Source organism: Citrobacter rodentium NBRC 105723 = DSM 16636 (genome assembly GCF_021278985.1).
Classification (GTDB): Bacteria; Pseudomonadota; Gammaproteobacteria; order Enterobacterales; family Enterobacteriaceae; genus Citrobacter_A; species Citrobacter_A rodentium.
In genome coordinates this window covers 1,803,232-1,826,198 of record NZ_CP082833.1, presented here as the reverse complement: position 1 = coordinate 1,826,198, position 22,967 = coordinate 1,803,232, and the positions used below count along the sequence as shown (strand labels likewise).

Sequence of the window (22,967 nt, the reverse complement as noted above, 5' to 3'; positions counted from 1 at the left end):
TGTTTCCGCAACCTTGTGGTAAATTGGTGCAAATTAACGCCTGATGGCACAGAACGCCAACTTTTTGCAGTGGCGGATTCTGCTAGAATCGGCAATTATTTTTACAATTTGATCAGCGCTAAATACTGCTTCACAACAAGGAATGCAAATGAAGAAATTGCTCCCCATCCTTATCGGCCTGAGCCTGTCGGGGTTCAGCACACTGAGCCAGGCAGAGAACCTGATGCAAGTTTATCAGCAAGCACGCCTGAGCAACCCGGAACTACGTAAATCCGCTGCCGATCGCGATGCTGCATTCGAAAAAATTAACGAAGCGCGTAGTCCTTTACTGCCTCAGTTGGGTTTAGGTGCCGATTACACCTACAGCAACGGCTTTCGTGACGCTAACGGCGTAAACTCTAACGCCACCAGCGCCTCTCTGCAATTGACCCAGACGCTTTTCGACATGTCGAAATGGCGCGCGCTGACCCTGCAGGAAAAATCAGCCGGCATTCAGGATGTCACTTACCAGACAGACCAGCAAACGCTGATCTTAAACACCGCCAGCGCCTATTTCAGAGTCTTGAACGCCATTGACGTTCTCTCTTACACCCAGGCGCAGAAAGAGGCGATTTACCGTCAGTTGGATCAAACCACGCAACGTTTCAACGTGGGTCTGGTGGCAATCACCGACGTGCAGAACGCCCGCTCACAGTATGACACCGTCCTGGCGAACGAAGTGACCGCGCGTAACGATCTCGACAATGCGGTGGAAGAACTGCGTCAGGTCACCGGCAACTATTATCCGGAACTGGCGTCGCTGAACGTCGACAGTTTTAAAACCGACAAGCCGCAGCCGGTGAACGCGCTGCTGAAAGAAGCGGAAAACCGTAACTTAACGCTGTTGCAGGCCCGTCTGACGCAGGATCTGGCACGCGAGCAGATTCGCCAGGCGCAGGACGGCCATCTGCCGACGCTGGATTTAACCGCCTCTACCGGCGTCTCTGACACCTCCTACAGCGGTTCAAAAACCCGCGGCGCTGCCGGTTCACAATATGACGACAGCAACATGGGCCAGAACAAAATCGGTCTGAGCTTCTCGCTGCCGATTTATCAGGGCGGAATGGTCAACTCGCAGGTCAAACAGGCGCAGTACAACTTTGTCGGCGCGAGCGAGCAGCTGGAAAGCGCCCACCGCAGCGTCGTGCAGACCGTGCGTTCCTCTTTCAATAATATCAACGCCTCCATCAGCAGCATTAACGCCTACAAACAGGCGGTAGTCTCTGCCCAGAGCTCTCTGGACGCGATGGAAGCCGGTTACTCCGTTGGTACGCGTACGATCGTCGACGTGCTGGATGCGACCACCACGCTGTACAACGCCAAGCAGCAGCTGGCCAATGCGCGCTATAACTACCTGCTTAACCAGCTGAATATCAAATCAGCGCTGGGTACGCTGAACGAGCAGGATCTGCTGGCGCTGAACAATACGCTGGGCAAACCGATTCCGACCAACCCGGACAGCGTGGCGCCGGAAACGCCGCAGCAGGACTCCGCCGTTGATAACTTTAACGGCAATGCTGCTGCCGTACAGCCTGCAAGCGCGCGGACGACAACCTCCTCTGGCAACAGCGGTAATCCGTTCCGCAACTAAGCGTTACCCGATGGCGCTTCGTTTATCGGGCCTACACTCTCGTAGGCCCGATAAGGCGCAGCCGCCATCCGGCATTAAACCGCCGTTGAACGTAAGACAACGTAAAGATCCTCACATTCCGCCGCCTTCTCGCTTCATTTTCAACCACTCATCCTCTATCCTGAGCAGTAATTACCACTGGGTCCTGGAAGACGAATATGAAACGGACAAAATCTATCAAACACGCTGCGTTCCGTAAAAACTGGAGCGCACGTCATCTGACGCCTGTGGCGTTAGCCGTCACCGCGGTGTTTATGCTGGCGGGTTGTGAAAAGAGCGACGAAACCGTGTCGCTGTATCAGAATGCGGATGACTGCTCGACGGCCAATCCGGGCAAGAGCGCGGAGTGTACCACCGCTTACAACAACGCCCTGAAAGAAGCTGAACGCACCGCGCCGAAATACGCCTCCCGCGAGGACTGCGTCGCCGAGTTCGGCGAAGGCCAGTGCCAGCAGGCGCCCGCCCAGGCAGGTATGGCCCCCGAAGGTCAGGCGCAGGCGCAGCAGTCCAGCGGCAGCTTCTGGATGCCGCTGATGGCGGGCTATATGATGGGCCGGATGATGGGCGGCGGCGCGGGCTTTGCCCAGCAGCCGCTGTTCAGCTCGAAAAATCCGGCCAGCCCGGCCTACGGCAAATATACCGATGCGAGCGGCAAAAACTACGGCGCGGCAACGCCGGGCCGTACCATGACGGTGCCGAAAACCGCAATGGCGCCGAAGCCTGCCACCACCTCAACCGTTACTCGCGGCGGCTTCGGTGAATCTGTCGCTAAACAGAGCACCATGCAGCGTAGCGCCAGCGGCACCAGCACGCGTTCGATGGGTGGTTGATCCGCATGGAAAGAGTCAGTATCACCGAGCGCCCGGACTGGCGCGATAAAGCTACTGAATACGGTTTCAATTTTCACACCATGTACGGCGAACCGTACTGGTGTGAAGATGCCTACTACAAGCTGACGCTGGCGCAGGTCGAAAAACTGGAAGAGGTGACCGCCGAACTGCACCAGATGTGCCTGAAAGTGGTTGAGAAAGTGATCGCCAGCGATGAGCTGATGACCAAATTCCGCATTCCGAAACACACATGGGGCTTCGTCCGCCAGTCCTGGCAGACGCATCAGCCGTCGCTCTATTCCCGACTCGATCTGGCGTGGGACGGCACTGGCGAGCCTAAGCTGCTGGAAAATAACGCCGATACGCCTACGTCGCTGTACGAGGCGGCATTCTTCCAGTGGATCTGGCTGGAAGATCAGCTTAATGCCGGTAACCTGCCGGAAGGCAGCGACCAGTTTAACAGCCTGCAGGAAAAGCTCATTGAGCGTTTTGCCGAACTGCGCGAGCAGTACGGTTTTCAGCTTCTGCACCTCACCTGCTGCCGGGACACCGTGGAAGATCGCGGTACGATCCAGTATCTGCAGGATTGCGCCGCCGAAGCGGAAATCGCCACCGAATTCCTCTATATCGACGATATTGGTCTGGGCGAGAAAGGTCAGTTTACGGATCTGCAGGATCAGGTCATCGCCAACCTGTTCAAGCTGTACCCGTGGGAGTTTATGCTGCGCGAGATGTTCTCCACCAAGCTGGAAGATGCTGGCGTTCGCTGGCTGGAACCGGCCTGGAAAAGCATTATCTCCAACAAAGCGTTGCTGCCGCTGCTGTGGGAGATGTTCCCCAACCATCCAAACCTGCTGCCTGCGTACTTCGCCGAAGACGACCATCCGCAAATGGAAAAATATGTCGTGAAGCCAATCTTCTCGCGTGAAGGCGCCAACGTCTCGATCGTTGAAAACGGTAAAACGATCGAAGCAGTGGAAGGCCCATACGGCGAAGAAGGTATGATCGTGCAGCAGTTCCATCCGCTGCCGAAGTTTGGCGACAGCTATATGCTGATTGGCAGTTGGTTGATCAACGATCAGCCTGCCGGGATCGGTATTCGCGAAGACCGGGCGCTGATCACCCAGGATCTCTCCCGCTTCTACCCGCATATTTTTGTCGAATGACCGGAAGTGCCGGATGGCGGCGCAAAGCGCCTTATCCGGCCTCGCCCACCTGCACCGACAGCATACTCAGGCTGCCCATTTCAATGCCATCCACCGGAAGGGTGATGGCCTCTTTGCCATCCCATGTGCCCAGCGCATACAGCAAAGGCAGATAGTGATCTGGCGTTGGATTCGACAACGAACCGCCTTCATGGTCGAGATAGTTGACCAGTGGATGCTGCTCAACCGGCCCCTGCCAGCGCAGATTCGCTTTGACAAAATCATTGAACGACGTTGCCCACGGATAGGGCGAATTGTCGCCATGCCAGCGAACGGTGCGCAGGTTATGCACCACGTTACCGCTGGCTACCAGCAAAATACCTTCATCGCGCAGCGCCGCCAGTTTGCGTCCCAGCGCAAAATGCCAGGCCGCCGATCTGGTGCTGTCGATGCTCAGCTGCACCATAGGGATATCGGCATTCGGGTACATTTTAAACAATACTCCCCACGAACCGTGGTCAAATCCCCAGGCCTCTTTGTCGAGCGTCACTGCGACCGGGGCCAGAAGATCCACCAGATGCTGCGCCAGCTGCGGCGAACCCGGCGCCGGATAGCGCATGTCGTACAATGCTTGCGGAAAGCCGCCGAAATCATGGAGCGTTTTTGGCGCTTCCATCGCCGTCACGCCGGTTCCGCGTGTGTACCAGTGGGCGGACACCACAACAATCGCTTTGGGCCGCGGCAGGCGCTCCCCCAGCTGCCGCCAGCTACGGGTATAACGATTATCTTCCAGCACGTTCATTGGGCTGCCGTGGCCTAAAAACAATGCTGGCATACGAACTGCAGACATGATGATATCCTTACTAAGGGAGTCATTTGATAGTCTTACAATACGCTCTTTCAATGTGTGAAGAACTCAGATAACCATGATGATCATCATCAGTTATTTTGAAGGTCAGGTCGATTTCTAAGGAGATTTTAATGTCAGTACCTTTAATTCTGACCTTACTGGCGGGGGCCGCCACGTTTATCGGCGCGTTTCTGGGCGTACTGGGCCAGAAACCGTCAAACCGTCTGCTGGCATTTTCGCTTGGGTTTGCCGCCGGGATCATGCTGCTGATCTCCCTGATGGAGATGCTCCCCGCCGCGCTGGCCGCAGAAGAGATGTCGCCGATCCTCGGTTACGGCATGTTTATCGTCGGCCTGCTGGGCTATTTCGGCCTGGACCGGCTGCTGCCTCACGCCCACCCGCAGGATCTGGTGCAAAAAACAAAGCAACCGCTTCCCGGCTCGATTAAACGTACCGCCATACTGCTGACCCTGGGGATCAGTTTGCATAACTTCCCGGAAGGGATTGCAACCTACGTCACCGCCAGCAGTAATCTGGAGCTGGGGTTTGGCGTGGCGCTGGCCGTTGCCCTGCACAATATTCCTGAAGGATTAGCGGTAGCGGGTCCGGTCTATGCCGCAACCGGCTCTAAGCGAACGGCGGTATTCTGGGCGGGCATTTCCGGCATGGCTGAAATCCTGGGCGGGGTACTGGCCTGGCTGATCCTGGGGAGCCTGGTGTCGCCGGTCGTGATGGCCGCCATTATGGCCGCCGTCGCGGGGATCATGGTCGCGCTGTCGGTCGATGAGCTGATGCCGCTGGCGAAAGAGATCGATCCCAATAACAACCCAAGCTACGGCGTCCTCTGCGGTATGTCGGTGATGGGGTTAAGTCTCGTGGCGTTGCAGAGCATGGGGCTCGGCTAATCGTCTCGTCGCTGCGCGCAGAATGCGCCTACTTCTGCTCTTTCGCCGTCAGACGTTCTTCGTCCTGGCGGCGCAGTAATTTATTACGAATTTCCAGCAGCGCATCCCGGTCCTGCCTGAACGCTTTGCAATAGCGCTTCATATGGCAATAATAACCAATGGCGACCACAACAATTAATACAATCCAATACCAGGCGATAAACATCCTTTTACCCTTTTAATTTAACATTAATAAATAAATAGCGTTAAAAATTTAACATACCCACGCCGCAACATATTCATATACTCGCACAGTACGCCAACAATTATATGATTTTGATCATATAAAAAGGCAGAATTTATAAATAGTGAATGACAATATTTAAAGTAAACATTGTCGATAAGATCACAATCTCACAGATTACTTATTTACCTGACAGAAACTCACTTTTACTATCAAAAACGTAATATCACCAAACATATTCTTATCACGAATATATGCCTCGTAAAACAATACTCTTTTCACCGTGGAAAAGATTAGTGTTATTTATTTTTAAGTACTAATAATCATTAAACAGAATATATTTGCCATTATCTTATGCTCAGCGTTATATAAGGAGATATATCCATGTTTCATCCCTATCGAAAAACCCTCCTCTCGGGAACCGTTGCGCTCGCGTTAGGCTTATTTGCAACAGGTGCGATTGCTGCCGGCTTTCAGCCTGCGCAACCCGCGGGCAAATTAGGCGCGATTGTTGTCGACCCCTATGGCAATGCGCCGCTGACAGCGCTGATTGAACTTGATAGCCATACTATTTCAGATGTAAAAGTCACCGTGCACGGCAAAGGCGAAAAAGGCGTGCCCGTTTCTTATTCCGTCGGCAAACAATCGCTGGCAACCTACGACGGCATACCTGTTTTCGGGCTTTATCAAAAGCATGCCAATAAGGTTACCGTTGAATATACCGAAAACGGTAAAGCGATGAAGGAAGATTACGTCATACAAACGTCCGCCATCGTGAACCGCTATATGGATAACCGCTCCATCTCAGACCTGCAGAAAACCAAAGTCATTAAGGTTGCTCCCGGTTTTGAAGATCGCCTTTATCTGGTGAATACTCATACCTTTACTCCCCAGGGGGCGGAATTCCACTGGCACGGTGAAAAAGACAAGAATGCCGGTCTTCTGGACGCCGGTCCGGCGGGAGGCGCGCTGCCGTTTGACATCGCGCCGTTCACCTTTGTGGTTGATACCGAAGGTGAATATCGCTGGTGGCTGGATCAGGACACCTTCTATGACGGCCACGATATGAACATCAACAAGCGCGGCTATCTGATGGGGATCCGGGAAACTCCGCGCGGCACCTTTACCGCCGTTCAGGGCCAGCACTGGTATGAGTTTGATATGATGGGACAGGTTCTGGCGGATCATAAGCTGCCGCGCGGATTCCTCGACGCCACTCATGAATCGATTGAAACGGTTAACGGCACGGTGCTGCTGCGCGTAGGCAAACGCAATTATCGTAAAGAAGATGGCCTCCATGTTCATACCATTCGCGATCAGATTATCGAAGTGGATAAATCAGGCCGCGTGATTGACGTCTGGGACCTGACGAAGATCCTCGATCCTCTTCGCGACTCGCTGTTGGGCGCGCTGGACGCGGGCGCCGTCTGCGTTAACGTCGATCTGGAACATGCAGGGCAGCAGGCGAAGCTGGAGCCGGATACGCCGTTTGGCGACGCGCTGGGCGTAGGCGCGGGACGCAACTGGGCGCATGTCAACTCCATTGCTTACGATGCCAAAGACGACGCCATTATCCTCTCATCCCGCCATCAGGGAATCGTCAAAATAGGCCGCGACAAGCAGGTGAAATGGATCCTTGCGCCAGCGAAAGGCTGGAATAAACAGCTTGCCAGTAAATTACTGAAACCGGTGGACAGCAAAGGCAATCCTCTTACCTGCAATGAAAACGGCAAGTGTGAAAATACCGACTTCGATTTCTCCTATACCCAACATACCGCGTGGCTTACCGATAAAGGAACGTTGACGGTATTTGATAACGGCGATGGACGATGGCTGGAGCAACCTGCGCTGCCGTCAATGAAATATTCGCGCTTTGTGGAATATAAAATTGATGAGAAAAATGGAACCGTGCAACAGCTCTGGCAATATGGCAAAGAGCGCGGGTACGATTTTTATAGCCCGATCACCTCGGTAATTGAATATCAGAAAGATCGTGACACCATCTTTGGCTTTAGTGGATCCATTAATTTATTTGAAGTCGGACAGCCGACCATCGGTAAAATAAATGAAATCGACTACAAAACGAAAGACGTTAAGGTGGAAATCGACGTGCTTTCCGATAAGCCCAATCAGACCCACTATCGCGCCTTACTGGTTCACCCACAACAGATGTTTAAATAAGCGAATTATTTTTGTTAAGGATTAATTATGTCTGCAAAATGGATTAATTCAATATTTAAAAGCGTGGTGTTAACGGCTGCGCTGGCGTTGCCCTTTACCGCATCGGCATTTACGGAAGGCACCGATTATATGGTGCTGGAAAAACCCATTCCCGATGCCGATAAAACGCTGATCAAAGTGTTCAGCTACGCCTGCCCATTCTGCTACAAATACGACAAGGCGGTGACCGGTCCGGTTGCGGATAAGGTCGCCGATCTGGTCACCTTTGTCCCTTTCCACCTGGAAACCAAAGGCGAATATGGCAAACAGGCCAGCGAACTCTTTGCGGTGACGATGGCGAAAGATAAAGCGGCAGGTGTTTCATTATTCGATGAAAAATCTCAGTTTAAGAAAGCTAAATTCGCCTGGTACGCTGCCTATCACGACAAGAAAGAGCGCTGGTCAGACGGTAAAGACCCGGCGGCGTTTCTGAAAACCGGGCTGGATGCCGCGGGAATGAGCCAGGCCGAATTTGAAGCCGCGCTGAAAGAACCTACCGTCCAGCAAACGCTGCAAAAATGGAAAGCCGCTTATGAGGTGGCCAAAATCCAGGGCGTTCCGGCCTACGTCGTCAACGGCAAATACCTGATATATACCAAAAATATCAAGTCAATTGACTCAATGGCACAGCTGGTCAGAGAGTTAGCGACGAAATAAACAGGGAAAGGCTTATGGTTGATATTAAGGGGATGTGGAAAGACCTGCGCGCCACGCCGGTGGAAACGCTTGTCAGATGGCAGGAGCAGCGGTTTTTATGGTTACTGATGGCCGTCGCAATGGGCGGGCTCATTATCCTTGCTCACTCTTTCTTCCAGATTTATCTCTACATGGCGCCGTGCGAACAGTGCGTTTACATTCGCTTTGCCATGTTTGTGATGGTCTTTGGCGGTCTGATTGCGGCGATAAACCCGAAAAACATTATCCTGAAACTGATTGGCTGCCTTGCGGCGTTTTACGGCAGCATTATGGGTATTAAGTTCTCTGTGAAGCTGAACGGTATCCATTATGCGGTCCACAACCCCGATCCCGACGCGCTTTTTGGCGTTCAGGGCTGCTCCACCGACCCCACCTTCCCCTTCGGTTTACCGTTAGCGGAGTGGGCCCCGGAATGGTTCAGGCCCACCGGAGATTGCGGCTATGACGCGCCAGTAGTGCCTGACGGCGTAACGCTCAGTTCTGTCCAGCAGTGGTTTGTGGAAATGTATCAGCACTCCGAAGGCTGGTATCTGATCCCGCCCTGGCATTTTATGAATATGGCGCAGGCGTGCCTGCTGGCGTTTGGGCTATGTTTTGCACTGTTGCTGATTATGAGCGGCGCCTGGGCAATCAAGCTGATTAAAGCGAAGTAATCTGCCGCGCTAACAAAAAACCGAAGTCAGCAGGCTGGCTTCGGTTTTTTTATGGTGAGCCGCTACGGGCCCGTCGTCCTGCGACGTTTCAGTCGCGCTTAGCTGGCTTTACGCTCATGCGCCTGACGGTACGCCACCAGGTCTTCAATCGTCACCACGGCCATATTGTGCTTACCGGCAAATTCAATGCACTCCGGCGCGCGCGCCATGCTGCCGTCATCATTGGTCAGTTCACACAGCACGCCTGCGGGTTTAAAGCCGGCCAGGGTCACCAGATCGATGGTCGCTTCGGTATGACCGCCGCGGGTCAATACGCCGCCCGCCTGAGCGCGCAGCGGGAAAACGTGTCCCGGACGGTTCAGATCGGAAGGCTTCGCGCCGTCGGCAATCGCCGCACGCACGGTAGTAACGCGGTCAGCGGCGGAGACGCCTGTGGTCACGCCTTCGGCGGCCTCGATGGTCACGGTAAAGCCGGTGCCGTATGCACTGGTGTTATTTTCCACCATCATCGGCAGGTCAAGCTGTTTGCGGCGATCTTCGGTGATGCACAGGCATACAATACCGCTGCCGTGACGAATGGTCAGCGCCATTTGTTCAACGGTCATGGTTTCTGCCGCAAAGATCATATCGCCTTCGTTTTCACGATCTTCGTCGTCAAGCACCATCACGCCGCGGCCTTCGCGCAGCGCGGTCAGTGCGTTTTCGACACGTTCAAAAGGCGTACCAAAAGAGGAAAGTAGCGTCTGATTCATGGTAAAAAAACCTCACTAAAATTATGGTTACCAGAATCAGGGCAGTCTTAGGAGTGCCGACAAGCGGCAAAAAAATAACGTGAGCGGGTCCATGCCCGACTGGATCGTTACTCTCTCCCATCCGGACTTTAACCGTCGGCCCCGGAATTACACCGGATCTGCTGACCTTTGAGTTTGACCCAAAGCGCTCGCGGGCTTTCAGCCTGAGGCTGATTTACCGCCGGTGGGGAATTTCGCCCCGCCCTGAGAATAAGCGGGTTAACTATAACGCTATTGATTACCGCCTTCAACGTCTTTACCCGTATAAGCTTCACACAATTCTGGTTTATGCCTCGCGCATATCGCACTACAATGTCACTTAACACTTACCAGTTCAGGGAAACCATTATGATTGACCCGAAAAAAATTGAGCAGATCGCTCGCCAGGTTCACGAGTCGATGCCGAAAGGGATCCGGGAGTTCGGGGAAGATGTCGAGAAGAAGATTCGCCAGACGCTGCAATCTCAGCTGACGCGTCTCGATCTGGTGAGCCGCGAGGAGTTTGACGTGCAGACGCAGGTTCTGTTGCGTACCCGTGAAAAGCTGGCGCTGCTGGAACAGCGACTCAGCGAACTGGAAGCGCGCCAGAGCGGTATGAGCGACGAGGTCAAACCCGCGCCCGCCATTCCGCCGGTGGAACCGCAAGAGTAAAAACCGCAACGGGCCGCAGGGCCCGTTGTCGTATCAGTGTTCCACTTCTAATTTTCTCGCCCGTAGCGCCTGCTGGCAGTAGTGGGCGTAACGTTTGCAGAACCAACTGCGGTGCTCTTCATCCATATTGCCGGTGACGGCCTGGATATCCACCGGACGGCCTTCTGCCTGCATTCTGGCGAAACTGCGCGCCAGGAAATCAAAATTGTTCAACGAATAAACCGTGTTGTTCATCAGCATACCCTCCAGTTAGTAAAACTCTGCTAAGGCCATATGCTTTTTCTGGTTTCAGTATTTACCCGGCCACGCCGCAGGGTTGTACATAACGTGCGCAAAAGCGCCGCGTCACCTCACATTTTTCGCCAAAAAATGAGGAAGGCGAAAATCCGTATTCAGAATTAGAAATTATCGCCAGACATGTTATTGTAACAAGACGTAAAAGTAACCTGGACAACTGTTACTAACGTCACCACCAGGGAACACGGTTTCAGAAGGAGAAGGGATGGTTTTATTTGCGGCATATAATAACCCCTATTTGTTTGCTCTTTGTTTTGTCCTGCTTATCGGCCTGCTGGAAATACTCTCTCTGGTCTTTGGCCATTATCTCTCCGGCGCGCTTGATGCTCATCTCAGTCAGTATGACTCACTCACCTCCGGCAATATCGGACAAGCGCTGCACTACCTGAATATCGGACGCATTCCTGCGCTGGTCATACTCTGTTTGCTGGCGGGATTTTTTGGTCTTTTCGGCATACTTTTCCAGCATGGCTGCATCACGGTCTGGCAAGCCCCGCTCAGCAACCTGGCGCTGGCCCCGATCTGCTTTATCCTCGCGGTCCTCGCCGTCCATTATTGCGGAAAAATCATCGCGCCCTGGCTGCCCCGGGATGAAAGCAGCGCCATTGCCGAGAATGACTTTATCGGCAGCATGGCGATTATCACAGGACACTCAGCCACTGCCGGGACGCCCTGTGAAGGAAAATTTACCGATAAATTTGGCCAGACGCATTATTTGCTGCTGGAACCGGAAGAGGGAAAGGAATTTAAAAAAGGGGACAGGGTGCTGATTATCTGTCGACTCTCCGCGACGCGTTATTTAGCCGAACTTAACCCCTGGCCGGATGTTTTATAATTTTAACTGAGAGGGATCTAACAATGGATGAGATTTTTGGCATATTGCCATCATGGATGTTTAGCGCGGCTATCGCGGTCTTCGTTTTAGTCATTATCGGCATTATTTTTGCCCGCCTCTATCGCCGCGCCTCGGCGGAACAGGCATTTGTCCGAACCGGGCTGGGCGGACAAAAAGTGGTCATGAGCGGTGGCGCGATAGTGATGCCTATCTTTCATGAAATTATTCCAATCAATATGAACACGCTCAAACTGGAAGTCAGCCGCTCGACGGCAGACAGCCTGATCACCAAAGACCGTATGCGCGTGGATGTGGTGGTCGCGTTCTTTGTGCGCGTTAAACCGTCGGAGGAAGGCATTGCCACCGCCGCGCAAACGCTGGGGCAGCGGACGCTGTCGCCGGAAGATCTGCGTATGCTGGTTGAAGATAAGTTTGTCGACGCCCTGCGCGCCACCGCGTCGCAGATGACAATGCATGAATTGCAGGATACCCGCGAAAACTTCGTTCAGGGCGTACAGAACACCGTCGCGGAAGATCTGTCGAAGAACGGTCTGGAGCTGGAGAGCGTCTCGTTAACCAACTTTAACCAGACCGAGAAGGAACACTTTAACCCTAATAACGCCTTTGATGCCGAAGGCCTGACCAAACTGACCCAGGAAACGGAGCGTCGTCGCCGGGAACGTAACGAAGTCGAACAGGACGTTGAAGTGGCGGTGCGTGAGAAAAACCGCGATGCGCTGTCGCGTAAGCTGGAAATTGAACAGCAGGAAGCCTTTATGACGCTTGAGCAGGAGCAGCAGGTGAAAACCCGCACTGCCGAGCAGAATGCCCGCATCGCCGCCTTTGAGGCAGAACGTCATCGCGAAGCGGAGCAGACGCGTATCCTCGCCGAACGCCAGATTCAGGAAACAGAAATCGAACGCGAACAGGCCGTTCGTACCAGAAAGGTCGAGGCTGAGCGGGAAGTGCGTATTAAAGAGATCGAACAACAGCAGGTGACGGAAATCGCCAACCAGACGAAATCCATCGCCATTGCCGCCAAATCTGAACAGCAGTCACAGGCGGAAGCGCGCGCCAACGACGCGCTGGCCGAAGCGGTTCGCGCGCAGCAGAACGTTGAAACCACTCGCCAGACCGCAGAAGCCGATCGCGCCAAGCAGGTGGCGCTTATCGCAGCCGCCCAGGATGCGGAAACCAAAGCGGTAGAACTGACCGTGCGGGCGAAGGCGGAGAAAGAGGCGGCGGAGCTGCAGGCGGCTGCCATTGTGGAACTGGCGGAAGCAACGCGGAAAAAAGGTCTTGCGGAAGCAGAAGCGCAACGCGCGCTGAACGATGCCATCAACGTGCTTTCGAACGAGCAGACCAGCCTCAAGTTCAAACTGGCGCTGTTGCAGTCACTGCCGGCGGTGATTGAGAAATCCGTTGAGCCGATGAAGTCTATCGACGGCATTAAGATCATTCAGGTTGATGGCCTGAATCGCGCAGGCGCAGCCGGGGAAGTGACCACAGGCAGCGTAAACGGCAACAATCTGGCAGAACAGGCGCTATCGGCCGCCCTCTCCTATCGTACTCAGGCGCCGTTAATCGACTCGCTGCTAAACGAGATTGGAATTTCCGGCGGCTCGCTGTCAGCGATGGCTGAACCGCTGAAATCCATCTCCCCAGGCGAGCTGGAAGCGGAACAGAAATCTGCGGAAGCCTGATCCCATGACCGCCGGATGGCGCAGCGCCATCCGGCACTTTACAGGACGTTTATTTCTCGCTGTCTTTCTGAATTTTCTTGATGATATTGGTGGTTGAGCAACCGTCTTCAAAGTTCAGCACCAGCACTTCGCCGCCGTTGGCCCACACTTCCTGGCTGCCGGCGATCTCCTCCGGCTTGTAATCGCCGCCTTTAACCAGCAGATCGGGCAGAATACCGGCAATCAGACGCTGCGGCGTATCTTCTTCAAACGAGACAACCCAGTCCACGGCTTCCAGCGCGCCGAGGACGATCATCCGCTGCTCAAGCGGATTCACCGGGCGCGTGTCGCCTTTCAGACGCCGGGTCGAGGCATCGCTGTTTACCGCCACGATTAAACGGTCGCCCAGCTTGCGGGCGTTAGCGAGATAGGAAACATGGCCCGCGTGCAGAATGTCGAACACGCCGTTGGTCATCACCACTTTCTCGCCGCGCTTACGGGCGCTGGCGACCGCCTGTTTAAGCTCGTTCTCGGTCATTACGCCAAAACCGGTTTCCGCACGCCCACGCACCGCGTTTTCCAGTTCGATCGGAGCAACGGTGGAGGTTCCCAGCTTGCCGACCACCACGCCTGCCGCCGCGTTAGCGAAGAAACAGGCCTCTTCCAGCGAATTTCCCGCGGCAAGCGTCGCCGCCAGCACGCCAATCACCGTATCGCCCGCGCCGGTGACGTCATACACTTCCTGCGCCTGAGTCGGCATATGCAGAGGCGCTTTGCCCGGCTGCAACAGCGTCATTCCCTGCTCGGAACGGGTCACCAGCAGCGCGGAGAGATCGAAGTCGGCGATCAGTTTCATCCCGCGCGCCACAATCTCTTCTTCGCTTTTGCATTTACCGGCCACCGCTTCAAACTCAGACAGGTTCGGCGTTAACAGCGTCGCGCCGCGATAGCGTTCAAAATCGGTGCCTTTCGGGTCGATCAGCACCGGAACGCCCGCCTTACGCGCAAGGGCAATCATCTGCTGAACGCTGGCCAGCGCCCCTTTGGCATAGTCGGAGAGCACCAGCGCGCCAATGGAACTCAGCGCCTGGTTGATGCGCTCATGAATCGGCTGCGGATCGACGCCCTCAAATCCTTCTTCAAAATCCAGGCGAATCAACTGCTGGTTACGCGAAAGCACGCGCAGCTTGGTGATGGTCGGATGGGTGGGCACAGAAACGAAGTCGCATTTAACGTTCACATCGGCCAGGGTTTTGCTCAGCGCGCGCGCCGCGTCGTCAATACCGGTCAGCCCGACCAGACGCGAACTGGCGCCCAGAGAGGCGATGTTCATCGCCACGTTTGCCGCACCGCCCGGACGTTCTTCGATGGTATCCACTTTGACCACAGGGACCGGCGCTTCCGGTGAAATACGGCTGGTTGGCCCGTACCAGTAGCGATCCAGCATCACATCACCAACAACCAAGACTCCTGCACGTTCAAACTCTGGCAGCGTAACTTTCATTCCTGTCTCCTGAGAGATTCAAAATTTGCGCGCGATAATAGCACACTTCAAACGGCGACCAGCCACTTCTGCCAGCTTGCCCGCACCAGGGTGCGTTCCGCCGCAAAACAGGTTTGCGCCACATGCCCCGGCAACTCCTGCAAAGCCAGATGGTGTAGCTCATCGCGCAGCGTGGTATAGGCGCGGGTCAACGCCATCGCCTCCTGCTCATCCATAATATCGTTTTGCGCCAGCAGCTCCAGTATGCGCACATTATCCGACCAGCGCGTCAGCTTCGGTTTTTCATGGGCATAGCGCAGCACCAGATACTGCGTAATAAATTCAATGTCGGTAATTCCGCCCTCATCCGCTTTAATATCAAAACGATCGCGATGCTTGTTAGCGAGGTGAGCGCGCATTTTTTCCCGCATTTCACGCACTTCGGTTTGTAAGGCGGCGCCGTCGCGGGGCTGCGTCATAATATCGCGGCGCACCGCGTCGAACTGCGCGGTTAACTGCGGATCGCCATAAACCACCCGCGCGCGCACCAGCGCCTGATGCTCCCACGTCCAGGCTTCGTTTTTCTGGTAGTCGGCAAAGGCCTCAGCGGAGGTGACCAGCATCCCCGCCGCGCCGGACGGCCGCAAACGGGCGTCCACTTCATACAGGATGCCGGAGGAGGTGCGGGTGCTGAACAGATGCATAATGCGTTGCGCCAGCCGCAGATAGAACTGCCGTCCGTCGATTTCACGATCGCCATCGGTCATCACGTCGACAGGGCAGTCATGCAGGAAGATCAAATCCAGATCGGAGCTGTAGCCCAGCTCCCAGCCGCCCAGTTTACCGTAGCCGACCACCGCAAAGCCGCGCCCTTCACGATCGGCCAGATGCGTCGGCTGCCCGTAGCGCGCCACCATTTGCAGCCACGCCTGCTGCACCACCGCGTCAATCATCGCCTCCGCCAGCCAGGTTAAATGGTCGCTAACCTTCATTACCGGCAGGGTGCCGGCGATATCCGCGGCGGCAATGCGCAACAGCTGAGTCTGCTTGAACTGACGCAGCGCTTCCAGCTGTTGCTCTTCATCATCTTCCGGAACGCGCAGCAGATACTGACGCAGCTCATCGCGGTATGCGTCAGTGGCGGTAGGCTGATAGAGGGTGTTGGGGTCAAGCAGTTCATCGAGCAACAGCGGATAGCGGGCAAGCTGGCTGGCGACCATCGGCGAAGCGGCGCATAGCGATATCAGGTGCTTCAGCGCGCCGGGGAACTCGCTCAGCAGTTCAAGATAGGTGGTACGCGTGACGATGCCTGCCAGCAGCGGCGTAATGCGCGACAGCGGGAGGGAAGCATCCTGGCGGGAGCAGACGTCACTGAGCAGATGCGGCATCAGATGATCTAGCACCTGGCGCCCGCGCGGGCCAATCGTGCGTTTATCCAGCTCTTTACGGAAATCGGCAATCAGCGCCAGCACCTGCGTCCGGTCCTCGTCGGTCAGATGAGAGAGCACCGGCGGCACATCATCTTCCTGGAGCGCATCCTGCCACAGTTCGCGCCACTGCTCCGAAAGCGCCTCTTCCTGCGTTTCGCTCTCGTCGTCGCCAATCAGCTCATTAAACACGCGGCGCACGTTCGCCATATGGTCATCCAACGCCCCGGTCAGTTGCTGCCAGTCATCAACGTTCATTCCCCACGCCAGACGCGCCCGGTTAAGTTCATCGCCCGGCAGCGTCTGGGTCTGTTCGTCGTTGATGCTTTGCAACAGGTTTTCCAAGCGGCGCAGGAAAAGATAGGCCGAGCGCAGCTGGTCAGCGTCGCTGTCCGCCAGCAAATGCAGCGCGGCGATAGCGCTTAAGGTGGGAAGCAGAGAACGCGATTGCAGCGACGGCTCGCGTCCGCCGCGAATCAACTGAAACACCTGAACGATAAATTCGATTTCGCGAATGCCGCCCGCGCCAAGCTTAATATTGTCTTTCAGACCACGACGCCGCACCTCCCGGGCAATCATGCCCTTCATATTGCGCAGGGACTGGATGACGCTGAAATCGATATAGCGGCGGAAAACAAACGGACGCAGCATGGCGCGTAGCTCATCGACATAACGACCATCGGTATCACCCATGATCCGCGCCTTCACCATCGCGTAGCGTTCCCAGTCGCGCCCCTGCTCCTGATAATAATCTTCCAGCGCGGCGAAGCTCAGCACCAGCGGGCCGCTGTCGCCAAACGGACGCAGGCGCATATCGACCCGATAAACAAAGCCGTCCTGCGTTGGCTGGTCCAGCACTTTAATCAGCCGCTGTCCCAGGCGCGTGAAGAACTGCGCGTTATCCAGTTCGCGACGACCGCCCCGGGTGGCGCCATGCTCCGGCCAGGCGAAGATGAGATCGATATCGGAGGAAAAATTGAGCTCGCCGCCGCCCAGTTTGCCCATTCCTAAAATCAGCAGCGGCTGCGGAACGCCCGCCTGATTGCACGGCGTTCCCCACTCCCGGCAGCAGGCGTCATACAGCCAGTCGCGCGCGCCGACGATCAGCGTCTCCGCCAGTTGGCTGAGCTGCTGAAGGATAGCGGTATCATCCACCAGCGACAGCGCCTGCGCCCAGGCAATCCGCACCATGATGCGACGGCGAAACAGGCGCAGTTCACGCATCAGCGACGCTTCGTCGCCTACCTCAGCCAGCGCCGCCTCCAGCCACTCGCCGTAGCGTTGCCATTCGTCAGCCTGCGGCGGCGCGTTTTCCAGCTCGCTCAGCCAGTGCGGATGAGCGATAACGCTGTCCCGCACAAAGTCACTGAATGTGAGCACTGACTTCGCCTCTGCGCCAGGCGTAATACACTCTGGCAGCCGTTCAACGATGGTTTGCCAGTACTGCTGTAACGGTGGGGAAAGCGGCTTCATTAAAGGGTTCCTTGTACAGTTGCCGGATGGCGGTGTTCCACCTTATCCGGCCTACAGTTTCTTCCGGCCCGCAGGACTGATAAGCGCTGCGCCATCAGCCATTACCTTATTGCCGGATGGCGGTGTCCCACCTTATCCGGCCTACAGTTTCTTCCGGTCCGTAGGTCTGATAAGCGTAGCGCCATCAGGCATCACCTTATTTCCGGATGGCGGTGTTCCACCTTATCCGGCCTACAGATTCTTCCGGTCCGTAGATACTGTTATCGCCTGCAAGCTTTTTTATTTTCCGCCTTACCGGATTGCAGGCATACCAGTCACAGCGCCGTCAGGCGCTGTTTTTTCATCCCTTCCACCATATTTTACGCTGCTACCGGATTATGCCGGGACGCATCGAACGGCACGCCTGACTTCAGAACACCGTACGCCACCTGCGCCAGCTTGCGCATCATCGCACCGATTATCACTTTCCCTTTTTTACCGTTCCCTGCCAGACGGTCACGGAACGCTCTTCCCCATTCCGTTTTACTTACCGCCACCATCGCAGGCATATACAGCGCCCTGCGAAGCGACGCATGTCCGGCTTTACTCATCCGGCTGGCCCTGTTCACACTGCTGCCTGATTCATACCGCCGCGGCGTCAGACCCGCAAAAGCGGCGAACTGCCTGGCATGGGTGAAGCGCTCCTTCAGACCGGTATAAGCCAGTAATACCGCGGACGTTTTCTCCCCGATGCCCGGGATACTTTCCAGCAGCTTCCTGCGGTGCTTCATATCCGGGTCATCATCCGTCAGGTCCTTTATCTGCTTTTCGATGCGCTTAAGTTCGGCATGAAGCCACAGCAGATGGGCGTCTATACTCGGACGCTGCACCTCACGCGCTGTCTCCAGGCGGTTCAGCTCCTGCGTGTGCATGTCCGTCAGCGACTGATGGCGCAGCACCAGAGCCCGCAGGGCCCGTTCAACCGGATGCGGGGCTTCCCACGCCGGAGGGCGCTTCTGACGACAGAACTCTGCCAGCATACGGGCATCCACTGCATCGGTTTTGCTGCGCAGACCTTCACTCTGTGCAAAGGCTTTACCCAGGGCGGGGTTGATGACGGAGACGGTGTAACCGGCATCACTGAGATGAGCGGCAACGTCTTCCATATACGTACTGGTGGCTTCCATGCAGATATGTGCCGGTGCCACGCGATGACCGCTGAGCCAGCGGAGAAGTTCGTCGTGGCCCTTCGGGGTGTTGGCAAATTTTTTGCTGCGGTGACGGCCATCAGGCCGCAACACATCGACATCCAGCTTAGCTTTAGAGACATCGATACCGATAAAATGAAGTTCCTGTTCCATAGTGAGACCAGCCTTGTGAATGCGGATTACCGGGAAAACCGGTCCATGATACTGTCCGGTTTGTCACTTGTGGAGAACGGCGGTCCGCTGCATAAATCTACGTCACAGGTTATTAGCCTGAGGCCTGATACGGCATGCGGACCGCATGGCAGAGAGAACTGGCCGGTTCTCCCTGCACTGAAGGGATAATACAAGGCCTGATAAGCGCAGCGTCATCAGGCAATAAGGTCGGTTTATCGTTTTCCGCTGTGCAGCCAGAACGGTTGCTGATTGATCGCCTCATTGCGGAAATGTTCAATTTCAATGCGCTGTCGGGTAGCGATAGCGTGCAGCAGCCCCTGCCAGTTTTCCAGCCACGCCTGCACCACCACGGCGTCGTAATAGCCCGCCAGCAATAACGCCGTATCAATATCACGACGAAGCCGCGGTAGCTGATCCTGATACTGGTCACCCAGCGGCTGCGCAAAAACGCTTTTCAGCTCAGCGGCGGTACGGGAAAGATGAATATCCGCGAAGCGCTTAAAGGAATCGGCAAGTTTATCCTGCGCTTTGGCATCAAGGAATGGCCGCCAAGCTTTGGTCACCAGCCACTCGGTCAGCGCCAGTTTCGCCTGCGCCGTCTGCGTGGTGTACACCGCCGTCACGGCAGATACCGCCGAGGCGATCGTCGCCTCCGATTGGGTCAGCAGATCGCGTAAGTGAGTGCTCGCTTTTCTCGGAACAATACCGCCGAAAAGGGTAAGGGTGTGGCGTACCAGCCCCATTGCGGCGGTCACTTCGTCCTTTGCCGCATCAACGCCGCGCAGCCATAGCTCTTCGTGATACTGCCACTGCGCTAACGCCAGCGCCATCGCCGCTTCCAGCCCCTGCTCAACGCTGGCCTTTGCGGGCAGCTTCAGCACCGCTGTCGGTTTGATCTCACGGCGAACGTTCCCCTGAGCCAGATGATAACCGCGCGCCGCTTTACTCAGGCTGCCCTGGCGTAGTCCCGTCTGGGTTACCAGCTGGTTCGCCAGCTTCAGCACCGCCCGGGTATCGCCGCTCAGCAGCTCAAGCTCCAGTTCGCAAATCGGTTCGGCAAACTCGCCAGCCTTCACTTCCCCGAGATCGAGCGCAATCTCAATCCGGCTGTCATCCACCTCCAGCCGCCACTTTTCGCGGTAAAAATCGGTACTGAACAGCGGCTGCACGCGAGAAGCCAGGTCGGTCGGCAGTTCGCCGTTCGGCCAGATCTCCAGCGGAAGCTGCGCTAAATCCAGCGCGGGTTCGCTGAGCGGCACATTATATTCAGGCCGCTGGTGTAACCCTCCGGTCACCTGACCGGCGGTTTTCAGGGTCATTTCATAGCGCCCGTTCTCACCGCGGATCCGTAATCCCATATCGTGACGACGCAGCCAGTTATCCGCCGTCTCGTAGTAAATATTCAGCAGCTGGCTGGGCGCATGATGCTCGCCGCCGAGCGTGTTCAGATGGTCGCGCAGCGCAGTGACCGCGTCGTGATTAACGATAAATTTTAATTCGATTTCCTGAGCCATGGCCTTGTACTTACGGGTTATGTCACAGTTGAAGGGCCGACTGCGAACTTAGTGCACTCTTTATTGTCAGTAGATAGTATTTTGCGCCAGATTGCCATGCAACGGGCAATTTAACGGGCGTAAAAGTTTGAAGTAGTGGCAAAGCGGACACAGATGATTCCGATTGATGCCGAATGCTTTGCGTAGAGACACTGATATCACTACTATCGTTCCACTTTCTATGACAATAACGACAGCCTGATGCCAAAATTACGCCTGATTGGATTAACATTACTTGCGCTTAGCGCCACTGCCGTCTCCCACGCCGAAGAAACGCGCTATGTCTCAGATGAACTAAGCACCTGGGTCCGCAGCGGCCCGGGAGATAATTATCGTCTCGTCGGCACCGTTAACGCTGGCGAACAGGTCACTCTCTTACAGACGGACAACAACTACGGCCAGGTGAAAGACAGCACCGGGCGTACCGCCTGGATCCCGCTGAAAGAACTGAACACCTCCCCCAGCCTGCGCACCCGCGTGCCGGACCTGGAAAATCAGGTCAAAACCCTGACCGACAAGCTGACCAATATCGACACCACGTGGAACCAGCGCACTGCCGACATGCAGAAAAAAGTGGCGCAGAGCGACAGCGTAATCAACGGTCTGCAAAAAGAAAACCAGAAGCTGAAAAACGAGCTGATCGTGGCGCAGAAAAAGGTCAGCGCCGCTAATCTGCAGCTTGATGACAAGCAACGCACCATCATTATGCAATGGTTCATGTATGGCGGCGGCGTGCTCGGCCTCGGTCTGCTGCTGGGCCTGGTCCTGCCGCATATGATCCCAAGCCGTAAACGTAAAGACCGCTGGATGAACTAAATCGCCTTCTCCGCCACACTGTCATATGATTAAAGGAATGTATTTCTCAGGAGAGGTGGTGTGGCGTGAAGATTTATCTGGTCGGTGGTGCAGTGCGGGATACGTTGTTAGGGCTACCGGTTAAAGATAAAGATTGGGTTGTGGTTGGCGCCACGCCGCAGGAGATGCTCGACGCGGGCTACCAGCAGGTAGGCCGTGATTTTCCTGTTTTTCTCCATCCGCAAACGCACGAAGAATATGCGCTGGCGCGCACCGAGCGTAAGTCCGGCCCGGGCTATACCGGCTTTACCTGCTACGCCGCGCCGGACGTCACGCTGGAAGAGGATCTGCAGCGCCGTGACCTGACGATTAACGCGCTGGCGCAGGATGATGATGGCAATATTATCGATCCCTATCATGGTCGCGCCGATCTCAAAAACCGTCTGCTGCGTCATGTCTCTCCCGCTTTCAGTGAAGATCCGCTGCGCGTTCTGCGCGTGGCGCGCTTTGCCGCCCGCTATGCGCATCTGAGCTTCCGCATTGCCGACGAAACGATGGCCCTGATGCGGGAAATGACCCATGCCGGAGAGCTGGAGCATCTGACGCCTGAGCGCGTCTGGAAGGAGACGGAGAACGCGTTAACCACGCGTAACCCGCAGGTCTATTTTCAGGTGCTGCGCGACTGCGGCGCGCTGCGCGTGCTGTTTCCCGAGGTTGATGCGCTGTTCGGCGTTCCCGCTCCGGCAAAGTGGCATCCGGAAATTGATACCGGCGTCCACACGCTAATGACGCTGTCGATGGCGGCAATGCTGAGCCCGGAAGTCGATATCCGTTTCGCCACGCTGTGTCACGATCTCGGCAAGGGGCTAACCCCGCCGGAACTCTGGCCGCGTCATCATGGTCATGGTCCGGCAGGCGTCAAACTGGTGGAACAGCTGTGCCAGCGCCTGCGCGTACCGAACGATATACGCGATCTGGCAAAACGGGTGGCGGAATTTCACGATCTCATCCATACCTTCCCCGTCCTGCAACCCAAAACTATCGTGAAGCTGTTTGATTCGATAGATGCCTGGCGCAAGCCGCAGCGCGTAGAGCAGATAGCGCTCACCAGCGAGGCCGATGTGCGCGGACGTACCGGCTTTGAAGCCGCCGATTACCCGCAGGGACGCCTGCTGCGCGAAGCCTGGCAGGTGGCGCAGTCGGTGCCGACGAAAGAGGTGGTGGAGTCCGGATTCCAGGGCATGGAGATTCGCGAAGAGCTGACCAGGCGGCGTATTGCGGCAGTCGCAAAATGGAAGGAAGAAAAGGTCCCCCGCTAACCAGAGAAACTCGCCCTTATTGCAAGGGCGAGCTAATCAGCGTCATGTTCCTTTAAACCGTTACGTACGTACGGCCGCGTCCATATCGATACGTGACCCGGAGAATACT

20 protein-coding genes and 1 riboswitch are annotated in these 22,967 nt (G+C 55.7%); of the genes, 12 read left to right on the top strand and 8 right to left on the bottom strand.

What is annotated here, in order from left to right; genetic code table 11:
* Positions 1 to 148: 148 nt before the first annotated feature.
* The 3 genes from tolC to K7R23_RS08640 all read left to right on the top strand — a co-directional run bounded on the left by tolC (position 149) and on the right by K7R23_RS08640 (position 3,665).
* Entirely contained in the window at positions 149 to 1,630 is a 1,482-nt protein-coding gene (gene tolC / locus K7R23_RS08650) for an outer membrane channel protein TolC (RefSeq protein ID WP_012907623.1), read from the top strand.
* Positions 1,631 to 1,827: 197 nt separating this feature from the next.
* Entirely contained in the window at positions 1,828 to 2,499 is a 672-nt protein-coding gene (locus K7R23_RS08645) for a DUF1190 family protein (protein ID WP_012907624.1), read from the top strand.
* A 5-nt stretch (positions 2,500 to 2,504) separates the two neighbouring features.
* Positions 2,505 to 3,665: a glutathionylspermidine synthase family protein gene (locus K7R23_RS08640; protein WP_012907625.1), complete on the top strand. Its 1,161-nt coding sequence runs from the start codon at positions 2,505 to 2,507 to the stop codon at positions 3,663 to 3,665.
* Positions 3,666 to 3,696: 31 nt separating this feature from the next.
* On the opposite strand, the gene ygiD is transcribed toward K7R23_RS08640, so the two are convergent.
* Positions 3,697 to 4,494: a 4,5-DOPA-extradiol-dioxygenase gene (gene ygiD, locus K7R23_RS08635; protein ID WP_012907626.1), complete on the bottom strand. Its 798-nt coding sequence runs from the start codon at positions 4,492 to 4,494 to the stop codon at positions 3,697 to 3,699.
* Between the two features lie 131 nt (positions 4,495 to 4,625).
* Between ygiD and zupT the strand changes: the two genes are divergently transcribed.
* Positions 4,626 to 5,399: a zinc transporter ZupT gene (zupT, locus tag K7R23_RS08630; RefSeq protein WP_012907627.1), complete on the top strand. Its 774-nt coding sequence runs from the start codon at positions 4,626 to 4,628 to the stop codon at positions 5,397 to 5,399.
* Positions 5,400 to 5,427: 28 nt separating this feature from the next.
* Here the strand turns inward: zupT and K7R23_RS08625 are convergent, their stop codons facing one another.
* Positions 5,428 to 5,604 carry a hypothetical protein gene (locus K7R23_RS08625; protein WP_042623240.1) on the bottom strand — a complete coding sequence of 59 codons (177 nt, stop codon included), beginning with the start codon at positions 5,602 to 5,604 and terminating at the stop codon, positions 5,428 to 5,430.
* 402 nt (positions 5,605 to 6,006) lie between these two features.
* On the opposite strand from K7R23_RS08625, the gene K7R23_RS08620 reads away from it, so the two are divergent.
* From K7R23_RS08620 to dsbI, 3 genes are read left to right on the top strand one after another with little or no spacing between them, the layout of a single operon-like run.
* Entirely contained in the window at positions 6,007 to 7,803 is a 1,797-nt protein-coding gene (locus tag K7R23_RS08620; RefSeq protein ID WP_012907628.1) for an aryl-sulfate sulfotransferase, read from the top strand.
* A gap of 27 nt (positions 7,804 to 7,830) precedes the next feature.
* Positions 7,831 to 8,499 carry a thiol:disulfide interchange protein DsbA/DsbL gene (locus K7R23_RS08615; RefSeq protein WP_012907629.1) on the top strand — a complete coding sequence of 223 codons (669 nt, stop codon included), beginning with the start codon at positions 7,831 to 7,833 and terminating at the stop codon, positions 8,497 to 8,499.
* Positions 8,500 to 8,513: 14 nt separating this feature from the next.
* On the top strand, positions 8,514 to 9,191 hold the full coding sequence (gene dsbI / locus K7R23_RS08610) for a protein-disulfide oxidoreductase DsbI (RefSeq protein ID WP_012907630.1): 678 nt from the start codon (positions 8,514 to 8,516) through the stop codon (positions 9,189 to 9,191).
* A 98-nt stretch (positions 9,192 to 9,289) separates the two neighbouring features.
* On the opposite strand, the gene ribB is transcribed toward dsbI, so the two are convergent.
* On the bottom strand, positions 9,290 to 9,943 hold the full coding sequence (ribB, locus tag K7R23_RS08605) for a 3,4-dihydroxy-2-butanone-4-phosphate synthase (RefSeq protein WP_012907631.1): 654 nt from the start codon (positions 9,941 to 9,943) through the stop codon (positions 9,290 to 9,292).
* A gap of 105 nt (positions 9,944 to 10,048) precedes the next feature.
* A riboswitch (FMN riboswitch) is annotated at positions 10,049 to 10,198 on the bottom strand.
* A 132-nt stretch (positions 10,199 to 10,330) separates the two neighbouring features.
* Here ribB and ubiK point away from each other — a divergent pair.
* A complete protein-coding gene (gene ubiK, locus K7R23_RS08600) occupies positions 10,331 to 10,633 on the top strand; it encodes a ubiquinone biosynthesis accessory factor UbiK (RefSeq protein WP_024132940.1) in 303 nt (100 codons plus the stop codon).
* Between the two features lie 33 nt (positions 10,634 to 10,666).
* On the opposite strand, the gene glgS is transcribed toward ubiK, so the two are convergent.
* The gene (gene glgS / locus K7R23_RS08595) at positions 10,667 to 10,873 is read right to left on the bottom strand and encodes a cell surface composition regulator GlgS (RefSeq protein ID WP_012907633.1); all 207 of its coding nucleotides are present in this window, start codon (positions 10,871 to 10,873) and stop codon (positions 10,667 to 10,669) included.
* 262 nt (positions 10,874 to 11,135) lie between these two features.
* Between glgS and K7R23_RS08590 the strand changes: the two genes are divergently transcribed.
* A complete protein-coding gene (locus tag K7R23_RS08590) occupies positions 11,136 to 11,765 on the top strand; it encodes an OB-fold-containig protein (RefSeq protein WP_012907634.1) in 630 nt (209 codons plus the stop codon).
* A 23-nt stretch (positions 11,766 to 11,788) separates the two neighbouring features.
* Positions 11,789 to 13,468 carry a flotillin family protein gene (locus K7R23_RS08585; protein ID WP_012907635.1) on the top strand — a complete coding sequence of 560 codons (1,680 nt, stop codon included), beginning with the start codon at positions 11,789 to 11,791 and terminating at the stop codon, positions 13,466 to 13,468.
* A 49-nt stretch (positions 13,469 to 13,517) separates the two neighbouring features.
* On the opposite strand, the gene hldE is transcribed toward K7R23_RS08585, so the two are convergent.
* From hldE to K7R23_RS08565, 4 genes are all read right to left on the bottom strand, one after another.
* Positions 13,518 to 14,951, bottom strand: coding sequence for a bifunctional D-glycero-beta-D-manno-heptose-7-phosphate kinase/D-glycero-beta-D-manno-heptose 1-phosphate adenylyltransferase HldE (gene hldE / locus K7R23_RS08580; RefSeq protein ID WP_012907636.1), 1,434 nt, complete (start codon positions 14,949 to 14,951; stop codon positions 13,518 to 13,520).
* 47 nt (positions 14,952 to 14,998) lie between these two features.
* A complete protein-coding gene (gene glnE / locus K7R23_RS08575) occupies positions 14,999 to 17,830 on the bottom strand; it encodes a bifunctional [glutamate--ammonia ligase]-adenylyl-L-tyrosine phosphorylase/[glutamate--ammonia-ligase] adenylyltransferase (RefSeq protein WP_012907637.1) in 2,832 nt (943 codons plus the stop codon).
* 359 nt (positions 17,831 to 18,189) lie between these two features.
* A complete protein-coding gene (locus K7R23_RS08570; RefSeq protein WP_012904434.1) occupies positions 18,190 to 19,170 on the bottom strand; it encodes an IS110-like element ISCro4 family transposase in 981 nt (326 codons plus the stop codon).
* 233 nt (positions 19,171 to 19,403) lie between these two features.
* The gene (locus K7R23_RS08565) at positions 19,404 to 20,705 is read right to left on the bottom strand and encodes a CYTH domain-containing protein (protein ID WP_012907638.1); all 1,302 of its coding nucleotides are present in this window, start codon (positions 20,703 to 20,705) and stop codon (positions 19,404 to 19,406) included.
* 240 nt (positions 20,706 to 20,945) lie between these two features.
* Here K7R23_RS08565 and K7R23_RS08560 point away from each other — a divergent pair, with 240 nt between their 5' ends.
* Both K7R23_RS08560 and K7R23_RS08555 read left to right on the top strand, forming a co-directional pair.
* Positions 20,946 to 21,560 carry a TIGR04211 family SH3 domain-containing protein gene (locus K7R23_RS08560; RefSeq protein WP_012907639.1) on the top strand — a complete coding sequence of 205 codons (615 nt, stop codon included), beginning with the start codon at positions 20,946 to 20,948 and terminating at the stop codon, positions 21,558 to 21,560.
* A 65-nt stretch (positions 21,561 to 21,625) separates the two neighbouring features.
* The gene (locus tag K7R23_RS08555) at positions 21,626 to 22,858 is read left to right on the top strand and encodes a multifunctional CCA addition/repair protein (RefSeq protein ID WP_012907640.1); all 1,233 of its coding nucleotides are present in this window, start codon (positions 21,626 to 21,628) and stop codon (positions 22,856 to 22,858) included.
* The last annotated feature ends 109 nt before the right edge of the window (positions 22,859 to 22,967 follow it).